General features: G+C 51.3%; 14 protein-coding genes. 6 read left to right on the top strand and 8 right to left on the bottom strand.

Features of this window, described 5'->3' with window-relative positions; all coding sequences use genetic code 11:
* Positions 1-189 precede the first annotated feature (189 nt).
* From LC059_RS05110 to LC059_RS05100, 3 genes are all read right to left on the bottom strand, one after another.
* Positions 190-2,517, bottom strand: a complete 2,328-nt coding sequence (locus LC059_RS05110; protein ID WP_226702730.1) for a TonB-dependent receptor — start codon at positions 2,515-2,517, stop codon at positions 190-192.
* A gap of 206 nt (positions 2,518-2,723) precedes the next feature.
* Entirely contained in the window at positions 2,724-3,716 is a 993-nt protein-coding gene (locus tag LC059_RS05105) for an MBL fold metallo-hydrolase (RefSeq protein WP_226702729.1), read from the bottom strand.
* A gap of 574 nt (positions 3,717-4,290) precedes the next feature.
* The gene (locus LC059_RS05100; RefSeq protein WP_226702728.1) at positions 4,291-5,343 is read right to left on the bottom strand and encodes an AraC family transcriptional regulator; all 1,053 of its coding nucleotides are present in this window, start codon (positions 5,341-5,343) and stop codon (positions 4,291-4,293) included.
* A 286-nt stretch (positions 5,344-5,629) separates the two neighbouring features.
* Between LC059_RS05100 and LC059_RS05095 the strand changes: the two genes are divergently transcribed.
* The 6 genes from LC059_RS05095 to LC059_RS05070 all read left to right on the top strand — a co-directional run bounded on the left by LC059_RS05095 (position 5,630) and on the right by LC059_RS05070 (position 13,287).
* Positions 5,630-6,667, top strand: a complete 1,038-nt coding sequence (locus LC059_RS05095; protein WP_226702727.1) for a fumarylacetoacetate hydrolase family protein — start codon at positions 5,630-5,632, stop codon at positions 6,665-6,667.
* Between the two features lie 374 nt (positions 6,668-7,041).
* On the top strand, positions 7,042-7,521 hold the full coding sequence (locus LC059_RS05090) for a hotdog fold domain-containing protein (protein ID WP_226702726.1): 480 nt from the start codon (positions 7,042-7,044) through the stop codon (positions 7,519-7,521).
* 4 nt (positions 7,522-7,525) lie between these two features.
* Positions 7,526-8,014 (top strand): GNAT family N-acetyltransferase, encoded by a 489-nt coding sequence (locus LC059_RS05085; protein WP_226702725.1) that lies wholly within the window; start codon positions 7,526-7,528, stop codon positions 8,012-8,014.
* Between the two features lie 57 nt (positions 8,015-8,071).
* A complete protein-coding gene (locus LC059_RS05080) occupies positions 8,072-8,788 on the top strand; it encodes a DUF6998 domain-containing protein (RefSeq protein WP_413231535.1) in 717 nt (238 codons plus the stop codon).
* 1,168 nt (positions 8,789-9,956) lie between these two features.
* The gene (locus LC059_RS05075; RefSeq protein WP_226702723.1) at positions 9,957-11,213 is read left to right on the top strand and encodes a hypothetical protein; all 1,257 of its coding nucleotides are present in this window, start codon (positions 9,957-9,959) and stop codon (positions 11,211-11,213) included.
* Between the two features lie 205 nt (positions 11,214-11,418).
* The gene (locus LC059_RS05070) at positions 11,419-13,287 is read left to right on the top strand and encodes a hypothetical protein (RefSeq protein WP_226702722.1); all 1,869 of its coding nucleotides are present in this window, start codon (positions 11,419-11,421) and stop codon (positions 13,285-13,287) included.
* A gap of 47 nt (positions 13,288-13,334) precedes the next feature.
* Here LC059_RS05070 and LC059_RS05065 read toward each other — a convergent pair whose 3' ends face one another.
* From LC059_RS05065 to LC059_RS05045, 5 genes are all read right to left on the bottom strand, one after another.
* Positions 13,335-15,242 carry a CRTAC1 family protein gene (locus LC059_RS05065; RefSeq protein WP_226702721.1) on the bottom strand — a complete coding sequence of 636 codons (1,908 nt, stop codon included), beginning with the start codon at positions 15,240-15,242 and terminating at the stop codon, positions 13,335-13,337.
* A 102-nt stretch (positions 15,243-15,344) separates the two neighbouring features.
* Positions 15,345-16,787: a sulfatase gene (locus LC059_RS05060; RefSeq protein WP_226702720.1), complete on the bottom strand. Its 1,443-nt coding sequence runs from the start codon at positions 16,785-16,787 to the stop codon at positions 15,345-15,347.
* 25 nt (positions 16,788-16,812) lie between these two features.
* Positions 16,813-18,366, bottom strand: coding sequence for a sulfatase-like hydrolase/transferase (locus LC059_RS05055; RefSeq protein WP_226702719.1), 1,554 nt, complete (start codon positions 18,364-18,366; stop codon positions 16,813-16,815).
* Between the two features lie 16 nt (positions 18,367-18,382).
* Entirely contained in the window at positions 18,383-19,852 is a 1,470-nt protein-coding gene (locus LC059_RS05050) for a family 16 glycosylhydrolase (protein WP_226702718.1), read from the bottom strand.
* A 288-nt stretch (positions 19,853-20,140) separates the two neighbouring features.
* Positions 20,141-23,494, bottom strand: a complete 3,354-nt coding sequence (locus tag LC059_RS05045; protein ID WP_226702717.1) for a TonB-dependent receptor — start codon at positions 23,492-23,494, stop codon at positions 20,141-20,143.
* Positions 23,495-23,740 lie beyond the last annotated feature (246 nt).

Genomic DNA, 23,740 nt, shown 5'->3' with positions numbered 1-23,740 from the left:
CCGCAAAATACTTCTAAAAAACCACCTAGTATTCTTCCCCTTTCTCCGATATCACTACGAATCGGCCCAGTGCAAAAATCAGGGGAAAGCACTCCAGCAGGACAATTGATTATTTACACACTACTGGAAGTGCTGGAATGGCTAACCTTCTATAAACGCGTCCGCCACTCCGCTAACACAAAACCTCAGTTAAAAGCCATAATCAAACTTTAAAAACACCTCTCGCCCAACCTCGACAGAAGAAAAATAGGCATCTTCAAATAGCGGAGTACTATTGGCGAAAAAAGGAACTTTTTCATTGGTTAGGTTCTTAGCCAGCAAAGAAACGGACCAGGTCGAATCAGTACTGATCAGTGACACCTGACCATCTACCTTGCTATAAGAATCTACCAACAGATATGGATCGTTAGTGGCAGACATGAAGTAGGAGTCAGTGGAGTTAGCCGATATTCTGGACATCAACTCCAGACTGTCGGAAAGGTCGATTGATAATTCAGCAAAGACATTCGCAGACCATTCTGGCGCTTGCCTGAGCGCGTCACCTGAAGCATTACGATTGCCGCCAATACAATCGCTCTCCTCACTTTCACCTACAGAACAGGAGGCACCCGGGTAGTCATCATAAGTGGCATCGAGATAGGCAAAGGTACTACCGATCTTTAAGCTATTTGTAACCAGATAGATGAAATCAGCCTCAACACCACCAATGGTTGCCTCGGCCGCATTGCCAGTCTTGAAAGAGCTGGCACTTGCATCCCAGGCATTTACTTGAAGATCACTATAATCAGACTGAAAAATTGCAACATTTACCTGCATTTTATTTTCTAGCAGAGATAGTTTCGCGCCGACTTCGTAGCTGGTGGCGGACTCCTCTTCGTACTCGAAGTTATCCCCGCGACTGTCCGCGGCATTAAAGCCACCCGCTTTCGTCGCACTGGTCCAGCTGGCATATAACATCCCATCTTCAGAGAAATCCCACTGTACTGAAAATGACGGATCAAGGCTCCGCTCTACACGCTTGTCTTTATTTTCCCAGTTTGTCGAAAATTGATCTACGAGCGGATTAAACCCTGGATCTAATACAACGTTCCTGTCCGGGGTAAAAGAGGTTAAGAAGCCATCCGCCTCTTTCGACTCATAAGTCTCCCGCAACCCCAGATTCGCTCGGAAAACATCACTTACATTCCACGTAATCTGGCCAAACGCAGAAATTGACTCTGTGTTTTGCACAAATCCGATATCTTGTACGAACGAAGCCATCGCCGGATATCCTAGTGCACTAGCGTCGATTATGGTTCCGTCCGTACTTGCATCAAGGGATTGCGCGAGGTAATACAGCCCAACGACGTAGTCTAGAGTTTCACCACCAGGGGACGCATAGCGAATCTCCTGGGTAAACTGATCAAACGCCTCATCCTTCTCATCATCACCCTGCGTCAGCCAGTCGATGCCGTTAAACGTATTTACCAATACACTATGGGTAGAATAATCGGTATAGCTAGTGATAGACGTAATCTCTGCCCTATTCTGCAGCTGCAAGTTATACGTGGCTGAAAGCATATCCACTGTTGCACCCTGGCTAGGGAGCTTATTTGTGGCACTGATATTCCCGGCTTCATCTACACTGAGCAGCTTCCCATTAGATATAACGCCGCTGGTTACATAACCGAAGTCCGGGTCGACCGACTCGTAGAGCGCTTCATATGCCTCACGCACACCCTCTTGAAACTTATACGGTCCAAAAGTCGCGCCCGAGGCTTCAGTCTCCTGATGATCATAGCGAACAAGAAGCTCAGAGTTTTCCGTCAAATCATATTCGACACTTACTCGAACTCCTCTTGATTCCGTCTCGTTCTGGTCCTTTTCACCCATACGAGGGAAATCCAGATATCCACCGGTATATTGTTCCTGCAGTGCTATACGTCCCCTCAGGCGGTCAGAAAGCGGGCCGGAAATAACTGCCTCTCCCGAATAGCTCCCATGCTCAAGCTCATAGTGCCCGGACAAATGACCTTCAAAGGTGTCTGTCGGCTTCTTTGAGATAAAGTTGACTGCACCCGCCACACTATTTTTTCCCTGTAGAACGCCTTGCGGTCCTCGTAGTATTTCTACGTTCTCAAGGTCCAAAAAAGCAAGGTTGTATAGGCGCCCCCTGGAAATGTAAATACCATCGGAATATACACCTACTGACTGCTCAAATGCCGGATTCCCTGTGGAGGTATATACTCCTCTCATACCAATTGCGCCATCCAATCCAGGGCTTGCTACAAACTCGACATTGGGCAAGTCAGCTGCCAGTTCATCGAACGAAAGAATCACTTGTGAATCGAGTGTGTCACCCGATATTGCCGCTATTGAAATGGGTACATCCTGTAACGATTGCGGCCTTTTCTGGGCCGTGACCATTACTTCTTCAATAGTGCGGTCTTGATTATTTGATTCCGATGTATCGGCAACAGCACTTACTACACACTGAGATGCGATACAGATAGCGAGGTACGTTTTTTTAAATTTCATTATTATTATCTTCTCTCATTATTTATTTTTTAAAAATTGGACGCAGATAATCGAAAGTTATTGCAAACCAGTCAAAAACAATATTTTCGACCAGCCATACCACCCGGTTAGCGCTGTATTCGCCACCGATTACCCAACATCAACTTCACTTCCAGTTATCTCAGTCCGTAATGAAAAATCACCGCTACTCCTGACAACTTAAAGCACTAATGAGAAGCCATACGATCGTTAGTCCTGCACTGCACCCCAAATTCAATGCAATCGGCCGCTTCCCATGGAGTAGTTGGATTATTCGGCTCCAATTGGCGGTACAGGTAGTCGTACATGGTCACAATATTCCAATCCAGAACTATCCCGATATTTTCATAGTCACTGAAATTTTCCATTGTTACCTGGTTGCGAATCTCCTTAAGGTTCTTACCTTCCACCATCAGCGACCGAACCTCATCTCTCAGCGCTTTCAGGTAATCACGGCTTTGCAGAAAGCTCTCTTGCGTTGTAACGGGCCCGTGACCAGGTATGACATACTCAACATCCGCCATATCAGCGAGTGTTTTCAGGGCCTGTATCGAATTGTCTATATCCATATCCCGGAGATCTGGGAAAGGTTTCTTCCCTTTAGCGAAGTCAATCGCGATCAGGACTTTTTCCTTTGGGATATGAACCTGAATCAGGTTATTGCTATGGGTGGGCCCAAGGTAGATAAGCTTCACCTCGAGGTTACCAAGATGGAGCGTCAGATTTTCGTCAAAGGTTACATCGGGTATTGCCGCTTTTCGCTGGTAGGCAAGAAGGTTATCCCTAAGTTTTGAGTGAGAGACGGTCACAGCCCCTTCACCCAATACATCTGAATTACAGATATGGTCCGGGTGATCATGAGACAGGACGAGATATTTGATTGGAGCTTCGTAACGTCTGGAAAGCTCATTTTTCAACCAGGGAACCGTGCCGGACGGGCAGTGATGGCCATCAACCACGAGAATGCCATCTTTGGTCGCGATATAGGCACCATTTTGGTCGTCCGAGCCCCACATATAGACGTGCTCAGAAACCTGGGTAATTGTTCGATTTTCGCCCCACTTGTGGCTCGCCATTTTTTCGATAAAGGCCTGCGGCGGCTTTCTCTGCTCGGCAAATGAATGCAGTGAAACCGCCACCATTAGGGTTATCACCCACTTTGCTGGAAAGCGTTTGAACATGTTTGTTTTCTCTCTTTTTATTAGTTTTATGGTTCCAAAGCTATGCACTGAATTTCGAGAAGAATGCTGCCCGAGCCCTAATCAAGGCTGCAATGCTGAGACTCCCGCCACCCTATATGACCCTTTTCTGACTCGAGACAGCCTCTCTAGCACCGGTTTTCAACCTGGTCGCACAAGTGCATAGTTATGTAACTCGAGAAACACTCTACCAACAACCAGAAGCCCATTGACTGGCGCCACACGCCAAACTTATGACGGCAGACGCCACTGTGATACGCTGTCGACAGCGGGTTTTGACCGCGGAGACACAGGCCCGATTTCAATCAGACTACGAACGGTAATTGGGAATAATTTGTGGAAATCTGTACAGCGCAGATCAGCGCTCTTAGAGAGGAATCACCCCAGAGAAAATTCTCCGGGCTAATATTTTGTGTGAAAAGCTAAAATGGTTTTTCGCTTTGCTCGGGCTTTGCAAAACTTAATTATTCAATTAACTGCGTTAAAACACCGAGAAAAACTAAGCTATTTAGCCATTCATAAAGACTACTTTGCACTGGAAAGTGAAGCACTCAATCTACTCTCCGCTTCTTAAGTTCTCTCTGTATTCAACTGGAGTCATCCCCGTCCATCGTTTAAATGCACGATAAATAGACCCCATATCCTGATAGCCCAATCGATATGCCACCTCTGAAATAGATAGACTTGTATTCTCCATTTCTGAAATCGCATATTCCTTCCTTGCCATATCCACTAACTTCTTGAAGGTTACGCCTTCATTCGCAAGCTGTCGTTGAACGGTTCTCGGAGCTACGTTCAAAGCACTTGCCACAGCATTTATATCAACGATCTTAGCTGGTAATGCTTCGCTAATCGCTCTTTTGACTCTGGGCAAAATCCCCACATCATTGAGCGCCTGCAACTCTTTAAGCGCCATCGACTCATGAAGCTTGTGTATTGATAAATCTGCGCACACCGAAGTAGCATCCAAATATTTGCTTTCATAACAAATATAGCTATTTCTTTCGTTAAATTTTATTTTTGAATTGAAAATAGATTGATACGCAGATGTATCGTCTGGCTCATCATGATTAAAACCAACCGACGCTAACGGCACGGAGAGACCAAGCAATCCTTTGATATAGCGGACCAAATAAAGAATCCAGAAATCGGTATGGTGTTTATTTGGTATTGCACCACCTGACAAGTCAGCGAAGACATGGGTTAAATCAGAATCAAATTGAATGTCAATTTTTACTGCATCGCTACTTATTCTTATATAGCGAGACAGATTATAGAGGGATTCGCGGAGGTTTTTACTTGTCATTGCCGCATAGTCGCCGGCATTAAATGGAATGACAGGGACTTTTTCGGCGAGGTGAAGCCCAAAATGGGGATCGCCACTCAGCTCACCAGCAACCTCCCACATTTTAATCAGTTTTTCATGGGGAATACGCGCTACAGGGTCAGCGAGTTGCTTGGGATCAATGCCTGAGCGCTCCAGAATCTGGGCAGTATCGAGCCCTTCCTGCCCATACATCCGGTAAAGGTATCGGGTGATTACGGCAGTAGATCGCGGCTTGAACGAATCTTGGTTTGAACCTATGTCCGGTTGTTGCCCTTTCCCCACACACACCTCTCAGTATTATTATAAAAATCAATGAGTTAGAGCCTTGATGCCCTTGGAGGTATAACAGAACCGTTTAAGTATGCCCGACTCGATACACGGGGATCAATGCTAAACGGGCAGGAATAACAGTTTTACCCAGCTGTACATTTGGCGATCAATCGACCTCACTTCGAATGGCCGCAATCAAGCAACAGCAGACATCGCCTCTCTGCTGAGATACCTTTGGCTATCACGCCTTCAGCTGACATCGAGCTCAAGGATCGACCATCGACACTGAGGAAAATGCATGAAATTTCTTGCCCGCACCGTAATAGTGCTCATCACTGTGTCATTATGCTTTGTCGCCTATAGTTTCTATGTCTCGCGCCCCGCCGTGGATACTGCTTGGGAACCCACACGCCCTCAGGTCATCGCAGATCCAGCAGCAGCCCTGACATTTGCGCGTACTGGCTCGTCACTGATCAGGGTCATGCGCCATAACGGTGACACTATCGAAGGAATAGATATTACAGCAGAGCTCGGCGACGCCCGCGATTTGATCGAAGCCTATGCCCAACTAGGGTACGAAGGGCTCGAAAAGGTCACGGGGCCCGAGGTAGTCGTCCCGGTTACCGAATTAACAGTACCTGCAGACTTTCACTACCCTCATGTTGCGGCTGGTACGAATTACTATGAGCACGCTAAAGAGGTATATCTGGACGATCCGCCGTTCTTGTTCCCCAAATTGTCCCAAGCAAGCGCATGGAACCACCCAGTAGACTTCCACCCGCGCCTCGACTTCGAGGCAGAACTCGCCATGGTTCCTCTTTCCGACATTGGCTCTCCTGAAGACCAGGTAGAGTACGCTCTCATACTCTGTAATGACTTCACTGATCGCTGGACCCTACTTCGGCAGCTTGATCTCCGCGCGCCAATGGGCACCACGGGTTTCGCAGCTGGCAAAGGACGCCCCTCTTTCCTCCCCACTGGCTACCTGCTCGTGATCCCGAAGTCGGCTTCGTTCTACCAAACGATTTCCCTGGAACTCGCTGTAAACGGAGAGGCGCGACAGCGCTTTACGGCAGACCAAATGATCCTGAATGTGGATGAAATAGTGCACCAAGCTTTCGCTCAGGCAGCACGTACATTTTTTGATGGCGACGAACAGGTGGAGCTACTCCCAAAACATGTCATACCCCGCGGGACATTGATTCTTACCGGCACAGCTGCCGGCGTGCTATTCAAACCCGCAAATGTGTGGAATCAGGGCTTTTATTTGCAGCGCGGCGACCAAGTAGTCACCAGGGCCACCTATCTCGGGCACTTGGAAAACCATATCGAATAACTTTTCTAGGGTACCTTGTTGTCCAAGACTGGCGCCCTTCTGCATGTCAGCCAAGGCGATGCTGTTGCTGTTGCCGTCGTCGCCTCTGCTCTGCAGTTTGAAGCTGTAGTTGCCCTGAGCAACACTGGTGTCAGGGGCGAAGTTCAAGACCGGCGGTACTGGGCCTCCAGCTGGCCGACATACGGGCCATGATCGCCGCCTGGGTTCGCGGAAGTTGCGGAGCGGAAGTGACAGCAATAGTGGGTTCAAGACACACGGCCAGCAGAACAATAAGCGATACGGACAAGCCTATCGGGCAGTTTAATACTTAATCTTCGCGTAACAGAGGTGCAAAAATGAGGATCTTGCTGATGCGACTAGGCACGAGATAGCAAATGACTTACGCCCCCTCCAAAAGTCCGATCCTGAAACTCTGGAAAACACTCGGCGTCGATGGCTTTGGCCGCTGGCTGGTGAGCAAAATTGTCTGCTTCAACGCCCCCTACTTCAGCTCGATCAAACCGCGCTTCACCCAGATAAAGCCGGGCCTGGTTGAGGTAAAACTGAAGAAGCACCGCGCGGTGCAAAACCACATTAAAACCGTGCACGCCATCGCCATGTGTAACGCCGCCGAGCTGGCGGGAGGCGTGTGCCTGGACGTGTCCCTGAACGGCAACTTCCGCTGGATTCCGGTGGGCATGACCGTGCAATATCTGAAAATGGCCAAAACAGACTTGCGCGCCGTGTGCAAGGTGGACGACTTTTATTGGGATTCTGCACAGGATGTGGTGATGCCCGTCAGCGTGTTTGATACCAATGGCGAGGAAGTCTTCCACGCAGACATCACCATGCGGATTTCCCCGAAGAAGAAATAGCACTATGCCCAACCCCACTCCAGCACACCGCTTTGAATGGCTTTCCTTCGACCAGATATCCGTGGATCAACTCTACGAAATCCTGCGCGCACGCCAGGAAGTCTTCGCCGTAGAGCAGGAAAGTATCTATCAGGATGTAGACGGCAAGGACCAGCATGCCAAGCACCTAGTGTGCTGGAATAGTGAATCAGCTACCCCCGCCCTGCTCGCCTACCTGCGTGTTGTGGCGCCGGGAAAGAAATATCCCGAACCTTCGATCGGACGTGTTCTCACCTGCAAAAGTACGCGAGGGACTGGTATCGGCAAAGAGTTAATGCGACTCGGCGTTGAATACACGCTGCGGGAATACCCGCAGGCTTCTATTCGGATATCCGCGCAGCTATACCTGAAGCGGTTTTACGAAGAATTTGGGTTTTTGCAGGTCTCGAATACTTATGATGAGGATGGGATTCCGCATATAGAGATGCTGCGCATGGCGCGCACACCCAGCTAGCAACGCTACCCAACAATATCACTCACAAGTCACCTAACCGCACCAAAGGAAATCAAGTTGGCTCTAACACAAATACAAATAATTCAATCACTTGGTGAGGCTATGAGCTGGCTTGAGAGGGAACTAAACTGGGGAGTTCCTGCAACCGAGCTCCGCCATTTAATTGGAAGGATTGGTGAACTTTACGCGGCGCTTATAACTAACGGCAGGATGGCAACTGAAGTGAATCAAGCAGGTTATGACGTTGTCAGCCAGGACGGCGAGCGTGTTTCAGTAAAGACGACGGCCCGCCTTTCCTCTACCGGCCGCATTGCTTTCAATCCGAACACTCTACAACTCGTAGACCGGATCATTATTCTGCGAGTTAATACTGAGGAAATGCAGGTTGAAACGCTCTTTGACGATTCGGTGGAACAAGCTAAAAAGCTTATGCACTCTGCCGCAGAGGGCGAACAAAGCTCGATAGCCATGAGCAAGCTGCTCACTAATAAGCCTTCCAATCGACGCATCTCCAAAGTTACAGAGGCACAGTGGAAAAATTACTCGATCGCGGAGCTTGAGAATGGAACTATTGAAGTGAGTCAGGCTGGCACCACTTTATCGCCAGCCAAGCCTCATTTACGAACAGTTGCCAAAGCCATTGGGGTTCAAATAATCAATGGAAACGGAAACCCATATAACACCAGGCAACTGGGTACCCTATTAATAAGAGCGCTGAACGACCAATCAGATACAACGTCCGACATGGGGCAACCAGTCGCGGCTCACTCGTAGCGAGAAATGGCTTTCAGGTTCGTACCCACTGAACCTGTGGCACGTAGATAACCAGGACTTAAGTGGACTTAAATTTAAGGTACAAAAAAGCCCGCACTGTGGCGGGCTTCTTAAATAATGGTCGGAGTGGCCACGTGACGCCTGTGCAAGAAAACCATTGATAGTACTCTCTTCAGAGAAATCGATATCGTGAGATGCCGTCATATATACCGAGACTATTGCTGGCAAGCTCGCCAAACACTGCCTCACTTGTAAAAAGTAGCCCACTATTTAGACGTTTTCACGTGCGCGAATCTGTATCAGTCCGGCCCGCGTACAAAAATTAGACAACTCATTATAAATGATCAAAAAGCAAGCGTAGTAATCGGTACTGCTAGGTAGCGTAAACAGGTATTTATACTACCCACACATTGATAGAAAATTACGTGAACACAGCAAAAAGTTCCGAAGAAATAAGCTTGATTAAGTGTGGCCTGGTAACTATTCACCTGCGCAACGAGCGCCTTAATATAGACAAACTGTTGCAGATCACCAGCGAAGTGACCTGACACCAGTTAGCATTTCCGATTCCTGTCGATTGCTCTAGCGACCTTCCCGCCGATTTCCATGGAATAACCGTTCGCCTCGTACCCGAGGACGAAACGGCACCCCGTGAGAAAAATAAACTCGCTATTGTGATCGCCCCTGAAATCACGGATTTCCCCTCGGCCTTATTGCGAGATACCGTAGGTAACTCGCACAAGGGATGTATGCCTAGAACTCTAACTAAGCAGGCAGCCTTGTCACCCCCTCTTACAACCTCGTGCTTCGGCGCCCCCAAACCTGAACACGCGTCCCACATCCCCCGCGCAAAACCAATACTTGTGTCACAGCTGCTAGATATTGGCACATAAAACAACATAAAATCGATACATACCATGTTTGCCAACATAGCATTACCCGCCGTACCGACCGGTACGCATGCCGATACTCAAATAATGCAAAAAAGGCTGATCCTATGTACAAGCAATCTGAGAGAAATAGAGCAAAAACCATCCCACCCAAGCGAAGTCGACGGACTACGAGTTCCGCAAACAGTATTTGCCAGGCACTTCTCCTGGCCACTCTACCGCTATGGAGCCTATCTCAGGCACAGGCTGCGTCCATTGCCGAAGTCGATCCAGTCAAAGTGGACGGAGTTACTTACTTCAGCAATCAAGTCAGCAGTGCCAATACCGAATCGATCACACTCACCGGCACGCCGGCACAGCAAACCAGTCAACTACAGGGCGCGATCAATAGAGCGAGTAACAAGTCGCAAGGTGGCGTTGTCCGCCTGAGGGCTGGTGAATATCGACTGACACAAGTCGACCTGAAATCGAATACGCGACTAGAAATACACCCGGACACCACTCTTCTCATGATGGACCGGGTGCTGTTTTCTGCAGGTCGGGATGCCACCAACCTGCCACCCCAGCTCGAGAATATCGAGGTTACGTCCACGCACCCGACTCGAAAATTCACCATCGATGTAAACAATCAAGAAATTTTTAAAAATGCGATTCCGTTCCGTATCGGTTTCGTCCGAAATTTCGCCTTGTCGAATGTCCACATCGAAGACAACTATTCGATCTTCCCTTCAATCTTCCTCGTAGCAGATAGTGACACCCGCACTGTCGCCAATAACCAAACCTATGATCGTGTACCTGAGGGTGGCGTTATCCAGAATGTCACCGTTGATAAAGTTGCTGCCGGGTACGCCCTGGTTCAATTGTTCAGTGGCACCAAGGTATTGATGCGCGATCTCTCTGCACAGGGCGGCTTGACGATACGATTGGAACCCGGCAGCGGACGTCCGTCTGACTACTTGAATCAGGCAGGCCAACATGTCGGCACCATCAAGAAAATTCGGATGCAAAACATCCACAACGGTGAAGGTATGGCCGCAGTTTTCCTTAAGCCTCACCAAAAAATCATGCGGGATATTCACGGTACGAACATAACCGCGAGTGATAGCGCCTTTGCAGTTATGTCGAACTCCAGCGATTCGGACACTTTCACTCGCGGCTGGCTCACCAATACTCGATTCGACGGTGTCATCCGGCTAGACAGAACCAACAATCTTGCCCTTGCAGATATCGGCCCATCATCTCAGTACTTTGTGACTCGGAGTGAGCGTGAAGGACGAACCAAGCTGAGTGACTTTCCACGCGATCCATCCCAACGCCGCTGGGAAACAAAACCTATTGCGCCGGTTCTGATGGCATCCGCACTGAATTCAGGCTCTACCGGTTCGAGAAATCAAGGCCGGTATGCCTTTGATATCGACAGCGCAAATATTCAAGCCTCGGCGGACCTTCCACTGGAGCGACCGGAACGTGTCCTGTATCGCGAAGATGCCCTGCGCCTGAACGGTTCCATCGCCGATGAATGGATAAACAAATAACGCCTGCACGGTAGCCTCCTGAGATTCATTAGCGAGGAACTGATCGCGGGTACGTCAATCTTCGACGTCAGTTGGTGGCCGTCCCCAGGCCACCAACTACGCAGGAATCGAGATCAAACTGAGTACACAAAAAGAGGCGGAAACGGTCTAGATCGGCCGTCAGTAAACCGCGCTATAACAATCCCGAGGAGACTATCGAGAATCAATGAAGACCCTATATGTATTCCACTTCACCAGTTTCGTCCGAAGTATCGCGAAACTCATGCTCATGGCCTGTGTCCTGTTTGTGCTAAGTGCATGCGGCGGATCAAGTACAGATTCTAATGAGCCGGAGCCTACACCAGCACCAGCACCAGCTCCGGAGCCGGAGCCCGAACCCGAGCCCGAACCCGAGCCCGAACCCGCACCTACAGATACCGACCTCACCGGCTACGGCCAAATGGAAGTCGCGTACCTGCCGGGGAAACCGTTTGGCGAAATCGGTTACTTTGAAAATCAGGTAACGGATGCGGAGCCTGAGGAAATCTATGCAGAAGCGGTTTTTGATGAAAATACGGATGACTCTCAACGCGTACGGGGCGCACTAAATCGCGCCAGTCGCGAGGAGGACGGGGGTGTAGTGATACTGCGTGCCAACCCTAACAGCCAATCACGTTTTAGCCTGGCGCACATCCCACTGCCATCAAACACCCGGTTAGAGATCGAGCCAGAAGTCACTCTGGAAATGCGTGGCACTAAAGAAACCAGCAATGTAAATCGGCGCTTTTTGTTCAGCTTCGGGCGCAGTAATGGTCCCAGCAACCTGCTGGAGGATAGAGTTGAAAACGTGGAAGTCACCTCTACGGATCCTTCCCGAAAATTCACCATTGATGCCCGCACCAACATGCCGATCGTCTACGGAGAAAGTACGGGGAACGGCAGTGGGCAAGTAAATACAACCCGTGCCATTCCCTTTGCTGCGTTTTACGTCCGAAATTTTGCGGTATCCAATGTGGTTATTGAAGATAACCACACGGAGTCTGTATCCGTGCAAATGTTCGCCGACGCCGACTACAAAGATGGTGCCTACGCCTGGCGATTTGGATCCAGCCCGGTTTTTCTCGAAGACCGCTACGATAACCAGGGTCAACCGAACAATCCGATGCCGGACAACAACGTGCCATTGGCGACCAACGAGGCTGGCGACTTTATTGACGTAGAGGGCAATATCATTCCCGATATGTTCGCCATCCAGCGCAATCCGACCTACGGGCGCACACCGATAAAAGGTTCAATCAAGAATATAACCGCGATCCAGTCTCATACCGGATATGGCGCAGTGCAAGTGTATGGTGGCGATTGGATTGAGATCGATAACATCGAAGTGGTAAACGGCATTGGAGTGCGTGTGGAGGCAGGCAATGGCACCGACAACGACAACTTCAACCGGTCCGGGCCCTACTACACTTCATCCAATAAAATCAAAATTTCTAATGTAAAGATCGTCGATGGATTTACCGGCGTCTGGCTTAAAACCCATAGCAAAATACTGAAAGACATCAGCGTTGAAAATATCGAGGCCATCGACAGTGGATCTGCACTGCTCATCGACAAGGGTTCATTTACCTGTGGTACCAGATGTCGGGACCTCACTCGCGGCCGAATTAACAACTTGAGTATCACTGGCGACATCACTTTGCGGCAAACAAAGTATGACAGGCCCACGGCCGAGGTCGGCAACGTATCCACCTACCTGCTAAGCCTCTCCAACCGTGAGTACATTGCAGAGCGTGAAGGAAAGACTATAACCACCATCGGGCGCGGCGATCTGGACACCTCACTCAACCCATCTGGCACACGCTGGTATGTGGTATTCCCCATCGCTCCAGTGCTTTCTCTGAACCAGCTATCGGACACCGAAATTGGCGATCAGTCGGCCAAGCAAGGATTCTTCCCAGTTGATCTCAGTCAGGCGAATATCGTTCAGGAGGGATTGGCTTTGGGAAGCGGTGAAACGGAGCGCCCCAGCGTGCTATACCGCTCGGACATGCATCTCCCGGATGGCACCGAAGCTACGGACTTTATCTACAAATAAAACATCTGAGACACCTCAGCAGTACTAACACTACTGAGGTGTTTTCATCAATTCAACGTAACCACAAGCTCTTTGTCTTTGCCAAACGCTACTATATCGCGTACGAAGTGCTCGCCATTGGTCCAATTGACCTCAAGCTGCACAGGCTCACCACAGTCTCCCAAGCCAAAGTGCACATAGCGGTTGAAACTGCGCTCGTAACCGGAACTGCTACTTCCCACACGCTGGGTTTGCGTTTTTCCGCAAGCAGTGCCCTTTAGGATTCCGTCGAGTGGAGTCGCATTAACTGAACCCGGTGCCCCCAGGTCAATGGTCAGATGATTGCCGACGGAAGCGGTATTGTTCTTGAACAGATGCCACTTGCCGTGCTCGTTGCCAAACAGCAGATCCTGCTTTCCATCCTGGTCGAAATCAAAAGCGACCCCACCCAGCCCCCAGGCCGCAAGGTCATTGGATAGCACCTGGTGCTCGTGTACAACTTCAAACGTTCCGCTGCCGGTATTCCGGTAGACCATCGATTCAGTGGGGGTTACCAGGTTGCCTCGTTGAACGAAGAACAGGTCCTGATAGCCATCATTATCGAGATCCGCGACTACCACACTGGTGCTGTTCAGTGGCGCATCCAGGCCTGCGCTAGTGGTAATATCGACAAACTTGCCGTCTCGGTTCTCCAGCAGCACATTGCCGGGAGCAACCTTGCGCTGACTGGTTTTAGCCTGGTCAATACCGGAACCAGGGTTCTTCTTCAGCCCTTTTACGACACCGACTGTGGGGGACCATACGTTACCGCCAATCCTCCACGTTTGGTTGCCGATATAACCGGCGTGCAAGCCCTGCTCTTCCCTTCGATCAGGCCAGCCGAGGGAGTCGCTGTTGACCAGCGTCAATGTCTTTCCGCTGTGGGTTTCACCGGGAAATTCATATTGATAGGCGGATTCGCCAATGTAGATCTGTCGATGCGGCCAAGGGCTCTGGTAATTCACCAGCTCCAGAAGGTCTCCCACTGCCAGATCATACTCAAAGGCCTCGCGACGCACGTAGAAGCCCCACGTGCCCGTGTCCTCGTCAAAGAAAGTCTCTCCGCTTTCAAACGCATTTGCGCGGCTGAGCACGAGATCGAAGTCACCATCGTTATCGAAGTCGATCTCCGCTGCTCCGGTTACATCTTTAAATTTGGCGGGCAACCACTGATCCGTCACTTCCTCAAACTCAAACCCGCCTTTGCCGCGGTGCAATGAGATTGGACCGTTGCCGTACAGCAAAAGGTCCTGCTGCCCGTCACCGTCGATATCGGTAATCAGCGTTCTCTGTCCATCACCACGTACCCGGGCATTCAAATGTCCCGCAAGGCTGAGCGTTCCGTCCTTTGCATTCCGGTACAGGTAATTTTCGCTCTCACCACGCCTTTCCTTGGAGGGAAATGCAAAGTTCAGAAGGTCCGTCGCGCCATCGTGATCCAGGTCTGCAAATTGCACGGTTCGCCCACGCATGTTCATCAGTGGATCTGGAAAATTCGCCAGGCGATCAAAATTACGCTCGCTATCCACACGATAGATGATTGCGTTGCGCGCATTGGAGCCTGAACCACCGCCGCGAGAGACAATCACCTCCAGTGCGCCGTCCTGGTCAAAGTCCGCCACCGAAACCCCGTGAGAATCCCCCATCAGCAGATCGAATGGCTGGCTGAACTCGCCGGCATTATTCCAGATTATCCTTACGCCAAACCCATGTTCATTCAAAATCACATCTGGCCAGCCGTCCCGGTCCAGATCTGCCACCACCGGCGCGCCCCATTTGCGGAGATTCTTCTGATGGGCGAAAAATCCATTGTTGACCGTTGTAAACTGTATACCCTCATTCTTCAATGCAGCGCCTTCAGCGCTCCGGTCACAACCCAGCAGGGATGAAACAGAGACCACAGCAATCGCTGCAGTAAGATAATTCTTGTTAAACATTGCACTCACACCGTGATAAGGCTACTTAAAAAAACGGCCACCGAACGCGTAATTGGGTGGCCGCAAAAGTATCAGCAACTGACTACAGATGAATCCTGGAAATTAATCCGTCGCGAAGGTTTTATCGAACCGCGGCATCCCGTGCTGACGCCACAGCGCGCCTTCCTCATGGATATGGAACCAGCGCGGCTGCGCGTTATCCCAGGACCATTTCTCCATCTCACGCACCATGTCGCGCAGCATCATCGGATGCTTCTCGGCCAGATCATTTTCTTCAGCCTCGTCCTGCTCAATATTGAACAGCTTCCACGGCGACTTCTCACCGACTTTCACTGCTTTCCATTCATTGCGTCGTACCGCAGCATCGCTATAGCTACCACGGTGGCGCAAGGCAAAGATCAACTCGTCTTTGTGTGGCGCGTCACCGGATTGCAGGAACGAGAATATATTCTTACCGTCCAGCTTGCTTTCCTGTTCCAGTTCAGCACCGGCAAGCCCGGCAAACGTAGGGAACAAATCCAGCGCCTTGATCGGGTGTTCGAACTGGGTTCCGGCCTTAATCTGCTTGGGCCAATGCATCACCATCGGTGTACGGAAGCCACCTTCGAACACACTGCCCTTGCCTTCTCTCAGCGGATGATTATTCGCGCCAAACTGTAGCTTGCCGCCGTTATCGCTGAAAAACACGATCAAGGTATTGTCCAGCTTCCCGGTAGCATCCAGTGCATCTACCACTTCGCCAATACCGCGGTCCATGGCATAGACCATACCGGCATAGGTCTTGCGCTTTTTGTCCTTGATATCAGGGAACTTTTCCATGTCTTCCTGCTTTGCCTGCAGGGGAACATGGGGGGCGTTGTAGGCAAGGTAAAGGAAGAACGGCTTGCCAGTATCTGCCGCTTTGCGTACAAAGTTTGCGCCCTCACGGGAAAGCGCGTCGGTGATGTACTCGTTTTCATCAACCTCTTTGCCATTGTGTTCCAGCGGCATTATGTAGTGGTCGATGTTGGTGAGTCCCTGCTCTACCTGACGGGCATAAGCCTTCTTGAACTGCTCCGGGAAGTAGTTGTGGCCGCCACCCAGGAAACCGTAGAACTCATCGAAACCGCGACGATTGGGGTGATATTCCGGAGCCTCACCCAGGTGCCACTTTCCCACAGCCCCGGTGAAGTAACCGTTTTCTTGCAGCATCTTGCTAACGAATTTCTCTTCGGTCGGCACGCCGACGAAAGAGCCTCGCACCGGCAAGTTGAATTGGGAACCAATTTTGTGCGGATAGCGGCCAGTCATCAGAGCTGCGCGACTCGGCCCGCAAAACGGGTGTGCGGTATAAGCCTCGGAAAAGGTTATGCCTTCATTCGCGAGTTTGTCGAGGTTTGGGGTCACGATATCTTTGGAGCCGTTAAACCCAACATCCGCATAGCCTAGATCGTCGGCGAGAATGACCACAATATTTGGCTTCTCGACCTTTTCCGCGGTAGCCGCGAATACACCACTGGCGGCGAGGCTCAGGAGAGCCACGGCCATTACATTCAATACTTTCATTATTTTCCCACTTACATCGCGCGATTTACTTCAGAAGATCGGCCAGTTGCAAATCAAACCGGGCCAGCAAGGGATCTTCGGTCTTCACCAATTCTTCTCGCATAAGCTGCGCCATGACGACCAACTGCTCCCGGTATTCGGGGTTATTGAACTGGTTATTCACTTCGATCGGGTCTTTGCGCAAATCGTACAGTTCGTCGCGGGCATCCCCCGGATTCCACACAAATTTCATTTCAGGGGTACGCAGAGCACGAATACCGAACCAGCCACCGTTGTACCACTCGTAGGCATACAACGCGGTGTCCTTGCGGCCGTTGTCTGCAATGTCACCTTTTGCCATCAGCTGACTTAGCGAGCGACCGTCCTGTACGCCGTCTTCCGGCAGGTGCATGATTTCAGCAAGGGTCGGGGCGATATCGAGCATAGAAACCTGGCGAGTGACCGATTTGGGTTTCACGCCTGGGTTGCGAATCATCAGCGGCATGCGCATCAGCTCGTCATAGGCATAGGGACCCTTGTCATACAGGCCGTGTTCGCCCAGCATACTTCCCTGATCACCGACAAACACTATATGCAGGTCGTCGTAGATTCCGGTTTCCTTTGCGGTTTCCAGAATTTCACCGACGGCGCGATCAATCATGGCCATAGCGCCATAGTAGTAAGCGCGCATCTTCAGCCATTCTTCATCACTCAGGTGGCTGACGTCGTGCCAGGGCCAGAACGGATCATCCTGAGACATCGGCTTGTTGACGCGCTCGGTCAAGTGGTTGGCCGGCAACTCCAGTTTGCTCGGGTCGAACATGCTGGCGTAAGGCTCGGGTACCCGGTAAGGCGGGTGCGGCTGATCAAAGCTGATAATGCCAAAGAATGGGCGCTGTTCTTTTGCCGCCTTGCGCAGCAAATCCTGGCCCGCCTTTACTTTCTTATAGGTACCAGTGTCTTCATAGGTTCCGGACAGAGTCTGGAAATACTCAACTTTCTCGCCGTTAAAATATTCCGCCTTCTGATCTTCCGGCGCATTGGCAGCGGCCTTGTACTTGGCGATATTTTTCTGAATACCGTAAGGCGTCAGCTGGCGCATACCACGGGACCACTCGGCTTCCTTGATCTCCGCTGTGTAGTCGGCGCCACGCAGGCGGACGCCTTGAGGACCGAGATGCCACTTGCCCACATAACCGACAAAATAGCCGGCATCTTTTGCGCGCGCCAGCAGACCGCCTTCCGACAGATCCAGTTCAGACAGTCGTGAGTGATAAAGGCCAACATTGTCGTCGAGGCCCGTTCTGTGCCCCCAGCGCCCGGTAAACATGGCCGCGCGTGAAGGCGAGCACAGTCCGGTGGTGGTCATGGCATTGTCAAATCGCACACTCTCTTCCGCGAGCGTGTCGATATTCGGGGTAGACACGGGGCCATCGCGGTAAGAAAACGTATCAAACCGCATGTCGTCGAACATCAGAATCAATACGTTCTCGCGCTCGCCGGTGGCCTGTTCCGGCTTGGGGGGAGTGGCAGCAAGTGCTGCCACAGAGGTTACCCCGAAAACCACACTGGCAAGGGTTCCTGCAATCAGTTTTTTCATTTGGGTCACCTCAAGGTTACTTTTGTTCGATGGCAATATCGTCAATGTACAAAACGCCCTGGCCATTCTCGATGTCGTTTACTGCAATCTGCATGAAGTCGTTGGTGTTGGCATCGGTGTAATTGAAGTCCTGCTTGACCTGAACCCACTCTCCCCGGGCCAACTCACCCAAATCGAATGCAGCGATTGCGGCTTCGTCACCATTCAGGGTAAAAGCGATCTGCTCTGCGGTGGCTTCGGGTGCGACCCAGACTCTGGCAGAGATTTCGTAATCGCCGGCGGGGACACGCAGAGAACCTTGCGGGGCAACCGCCTTGGCCACGGCACTGTTGCCTCCGGTGTATTTCAGGCTCCAGGTACCTTTGGCAAACTGTTCATTGCGTACACGTTGCAAGCTCTTCGCGGACGCTTCGTCAATCGCCCAGAATTTCTGGTAATCGTTGTTCTCAGAATTTTCCGGCACCAGGTCCAGCGGACGCGGATTTTCTTCGAACAGGATCGGCCCTTCAAAACCGTAGAAAGCGCGATCCAGAAGGTTCGGGTGTGGTTGCTGCCAAACACGGACGTAATCGATTTCGTAGGTGGCAGGCAGCTGTTCCGGCGTGGGCAAGCCCAGCCATACGAAGATCTCGGAATCGAGCCATATCTCCATCGGGTTGGTCATTACCCAGTGCTCGCCAACTTCTTCCTGAGTGGACTCGGAAATCAGCTCGCCGTTCAGGTAGAAGCGGATGTAGTCTTCACCCCACTCGGCGCCATACACATGGAAATCGTCCGCCACGTTGAAGTCCAACTTGGTCTTGTGGCCGAACTTGCGCGTGGGGCGCTGGGCGGGCGGTTGCCAATCGTGGATGGATGCCTTCAAGGTGTTGCCGCTGATGTCCAGCGGGCCCTCACCGGTCGGGCGCCCCATCTGTTCGTAGACATCCAGCTCCTGCTGATAACCAATGGCCCAGAAAGAGCTGGTCATTGCCGCATCGGCCGCCTTGGTGCGTACTTCCATGTAGCCATTCAGGAAGCGTTTGTTGCCGACAACAGCAGCGGTAGTTACCGGTACCTTCTGCCCTTCAAACTCGGCGTAATCTTTACCTTCGTGCCCTTCACCGTAGGCAAAGGGATAATCGGGTTCCCACTGCGATACCAGCTTCAGCATGCCGTCTTCAACTTTGACATTGTGCGGCGCGAATTGAGAAGGTGCGCGACCTTTCCAGATGTAGTAATCGCCGTTTTCGCCTTGGACGAACCACTTTTCCTTATCGAGGGAATCTCCGTTGAACTCGTCACTGACCATTTCATTCAGCACCCAGCCACCCTGATTCGTCGGGTCGGATGCAGGCAGGAACTGGGTCGGCGCCTGCTGATCTACAACAGGTGCGCTGGCTTCGGCTTCCGCAGCCTGTGGTTGTGAATCGTTGTCGCAACCAGCGGCCAACAATACGCCGGCGGCCACCGCGGTCAGCGAAAGCAGTTTGATGGATTTACTCACGAGATCTTTCCCTCGGTTCTTCTCACTATTGTCTTGCACTGGGATTCCAGCAGCAATTGATTATTTTTTGTTCGGCACGGTAACTCTTCCAAGTGATCCTTATGCCGGGGCAGCCTGAAGCTGAACATAGAAATAATACAAAGATATGATGTTTAACTGCAAGGAATTGGACGATTCTTTAAAAGTCTTTTACCAGTTTGCTGAGCGCAAATTTCAGACAAAAAAAAGCGGAGGCAAGCCTCCGCTTTTTCGATAGACGACAATGGCTGTCGTCAGGTCTTCGCGCGCTTAGAAGTTGTAGCGCAGGCCTACGCGGTAGATAGGACCGGTGTTCGCCAGTCGGATAGTGCGATCACTTGGGGCATCCCCAAGATCCACACTCTCGCCAGGCAGGTTTTCATCACCATTCAGGCCGGTGTACACCGCGTAATCACGGGTGACCGTATCCAGCAGGTTTACACCCTGGAAGTTCAGCTGCAGTTGACTGGTAATGTTCCAGGCTGCAGACAGGTCCAGCGTATCGAAACCTTCGCGATAGTGTGCATAACCACCGAGAATGTTGGCGTTCAACAGGTAATCAGTGCGCTTGTTGTAAGCGAGACGTACCAGATAGTCCTCGTCCTCGTAGAATACGGTCGCGTTATAGGTGTGCAGCGAAGTTTCCGGGAACGGTGTAGCCAGCTGAGTCACGCTAACAGTGCCATCTTCGCCCACTTCGGTCTCCTCCGTGGTTTCCGAATCGGAGTAGGTGTAGTTAGCCATTACACCGAAGTTGCTCCAGATACCAGGCAAGGTGGTGAAGTTGTGCTGGAAGCCCAATTCAACACCGCGCACGTAGCCACCATCACCATTCACGAAGGTGTTGAAGGCCACAACGTCACAACCGTAAGGGATCTGACCAACCGGTGAGCCCATGTCGAACTCACGGTTCGGCATACAGTTTGCCGGCTGGTTGTTTTCATCGAAGGGAAGCAGGTCGTCGAAAGACAGCGCAAAGTTATCTTCGCCAGTCCGTGAACCAAAGTCTTCCGGATTCAGTGCTACACCGTTCTCATCGTACAGTGTTTCGCGCAGGTCACGAATGAAATACAACTCAGAGACCCGGCGGGTAAAGTTGCTGAGATCCTTGTTAAACAGGGCCACAGACATCAGAGACTCATCCGCAAAGTACCATTCGTAGGACAGATCCAGGTTGAAGGACTCGAACGGTTCCAACTTCGGGTTACCTGCGCTGGCAAACGACTGCGCATTGAACGCATTCTCCGCATAACGGAAGCGCGGGTTCAACTGATCAATTGGCGGACGCGCCATGGTCTTGGATGCGGCAAAGCGCAGGATCATGTCGTCGTTCAATGCATAGTTAAGGTTCAATGAAGGCAGCAGATTATCGTAACTGTGCTGGTCAGAGGTCGGTACCGCTTCCAGTTCACGATAGTCCGGGTTGGCCCCACCATTGTTGGGCAGGTTCGGACCCTGCAAGTCTGCCCCCAAGGCATCTTGTGCCGCTTCCTGGCTACCGTAATAGTCAACGTTGGCTGACGCCTCACTAAAGTCTGCCGTCAGCAGCTGTACGCTTGCACCGCCGGAAACATCGACGTCGGTATGCACATAACGCGCACCGATATCACCGGACAGCTGGCCATCCATAAACTCAAAGTTGGCTTTGATGTAACCGCCAAATACTTCATTGTTCAGTACGCGGCTATTTACCAGGTCGGGCAGTACGCGAGGAATGTTGTCTGGGTCAGACAGCTCTGCGGCGCTCAATGCGAGGAACGGATCAAACGCGGCCCAGCCGTCGCTGAGAGTATCGCGACCAATTCCCAGCTCACTACCAAAGTCCGAGGGCGTAGAGCCACTAGAGAACTCGGACAACCGCGCACCGAACAGACTCATCACACCAAAACGGTTGTAGTTGGTGTTGGTCTGACGTTGATCCTTGGTGCGGTCACTCCATTTCAAACCGGACTCAATCTTGGTAATCGGGCCAAACTGCTTATCCCACTGCACGTCAAAGAAAACACTGCTGGAAGTATCTTCGATTTCACGATCGCGGAAGTTGAAGCTACCGAAAGAATAATCCGTTGCCGCGTCGGAAACCGGCCCCAATGATGGATCACGATTCAGCACATTGTCTGCGTTAACAATAATGTTACAGGCACTACTGATGCCATTCGGACACTCATAACCACTGTAAAAGCCGGGGTTAGTTTGCCCGTTGAAACTATTTTCACGCGGGTTGTTTGGAAAATCAGGCTGGTTTTCGATCTGGAACGTAGACTGGATTACCCGGTCATCTACCGCGGTAGTCTCAGAGTGACCACCGCTCAGGTTGAAGGTGAAATCACCCATCACGTGTTCAATATCAAAGCTCACCACCTTGTTTTCTTCGGTGAAGTCTTCGATATTGGCCTGCGGGCGCACATAACCCGGGTTACGCCAAGGGCCAGTTCCTGGGCCAAAAATTGCATTCGCGGTGCGACGATAACCCACCAAGGTATAAGTATTAGGATCGAATACGTTGTAATCGCCTTCCGGGCTGCCATTCTGTGGGCGAATGTTAAATCGCTGTGACTCGTTTTCCGACTGCAACTTGGAGTAAGTCAGGTTCAGCAGCACGTCGGTCTGTTCGGTCGGGCGGAACTGAATGGCACCATTTACGGTATCGCGGTCGCGATTGAAGGTGTCATTCGCATAGAACATCTCAAACGGGACGTGTGCGTAGAGGTCGGTCGGGCCATCACCGTAGTCAAACTCGGTCATGTGCTCGCCGGTTTCCGCATTGATGTAACCGCCGGGCAGAGTTACGCCATTGTTACCAACAAGCTCGCCACCGGCCCTGTGTACGGTGTATCGAGGAATTTGATAGGCGTCGGTGCGACCGCTCTGGGATTCAGTGGAAGCAACGAGGGACAGGCCCAGCTTGTCATCCAGCAGCTTTTCTGAAAGAGCGACGTTCACGCGGGAATCGCCACCATCAAAGCTGGAATCGGCGAAAGGCGCATAACGGCCCTGAACCTCTACCAGGCGGCGGTCGCGGGAGACGTTCAGCGGCTTAAAAGAAGAAAGGTTGATCGCTGCACCCAGACTACCCTCGTCGTGGTTGGCGCTTGGGGTTTTTACGACTTCGATCTTCGCCAGAATATCGGAGGAAAACTGGCTCAGGTTGACCGCGTTACTACCGCCGTCGTTATTCAGGTCACCACCGGTGGCCGTCAGGGCGACACCATTCATGCTGATGTTGTTCAGGTCGGCACTCACACCGCGCACGGTGACCGTAGTGCCTTCACCGTTCTCGCGAGCAATGGAAATACCGGTTACACGCTGCAGTGCTTCGGCGATGTTCGCGTCTGTGGATTTACCCACGTCTTCGGCGGAGATCACGTCGGTAATGTTGTCCGCCATGCGCTTGGCATTGATGGCGTCAGCGAGGGATTTACGGAAGCCGGTTACCTCAACTTCTTCAAGGGTGGTGGATCCAGAGGCCTGCTCGGTAACGACCTTTTTCTCTTCTTTCTCCTCAGCTTCTTGGGCAACGGCCATCATCGGCGCCGAAGCAACAGTAGCAAGGGTAGCGGTAGCAAGGAAAAGTGAGCGGAACAGGTGCTCGCGCGCATTGGCATTGTTCAATTTGCCAGTCATTGGTTTCCCCTTTTTATTATCAGGATTTGGTTTTCTCTCTTATCAACTCTCCGCATCCCGGCAGGCACGAGCGCACATATTATGTGCAATTACGCGCCAAACCGCCAGATACGTCGGCCAGTCCCCTTCCCGCAAATACAGCAGCGACAAAGCTCGGGGCCAAACCCGACAACGGACCGAGCCCTAGCCGGGGGAAGCACAAATAAGTACCAACTTGCACTCCATGCAACCTATATAAACATATGA

The organism is Microbulbifer elongatus (assembly GCF_020524885.1).
Lineage (GTDB): Bacteria > Pseudomonadota > Gammaproteobacteria > Pseudomonadales > Cellvibrionaceae > Microbulbifer > Microbulbifer elongatus_A.
This window is presented reverse-complemented; position numbering and strand designations above follow the sequence as displayed.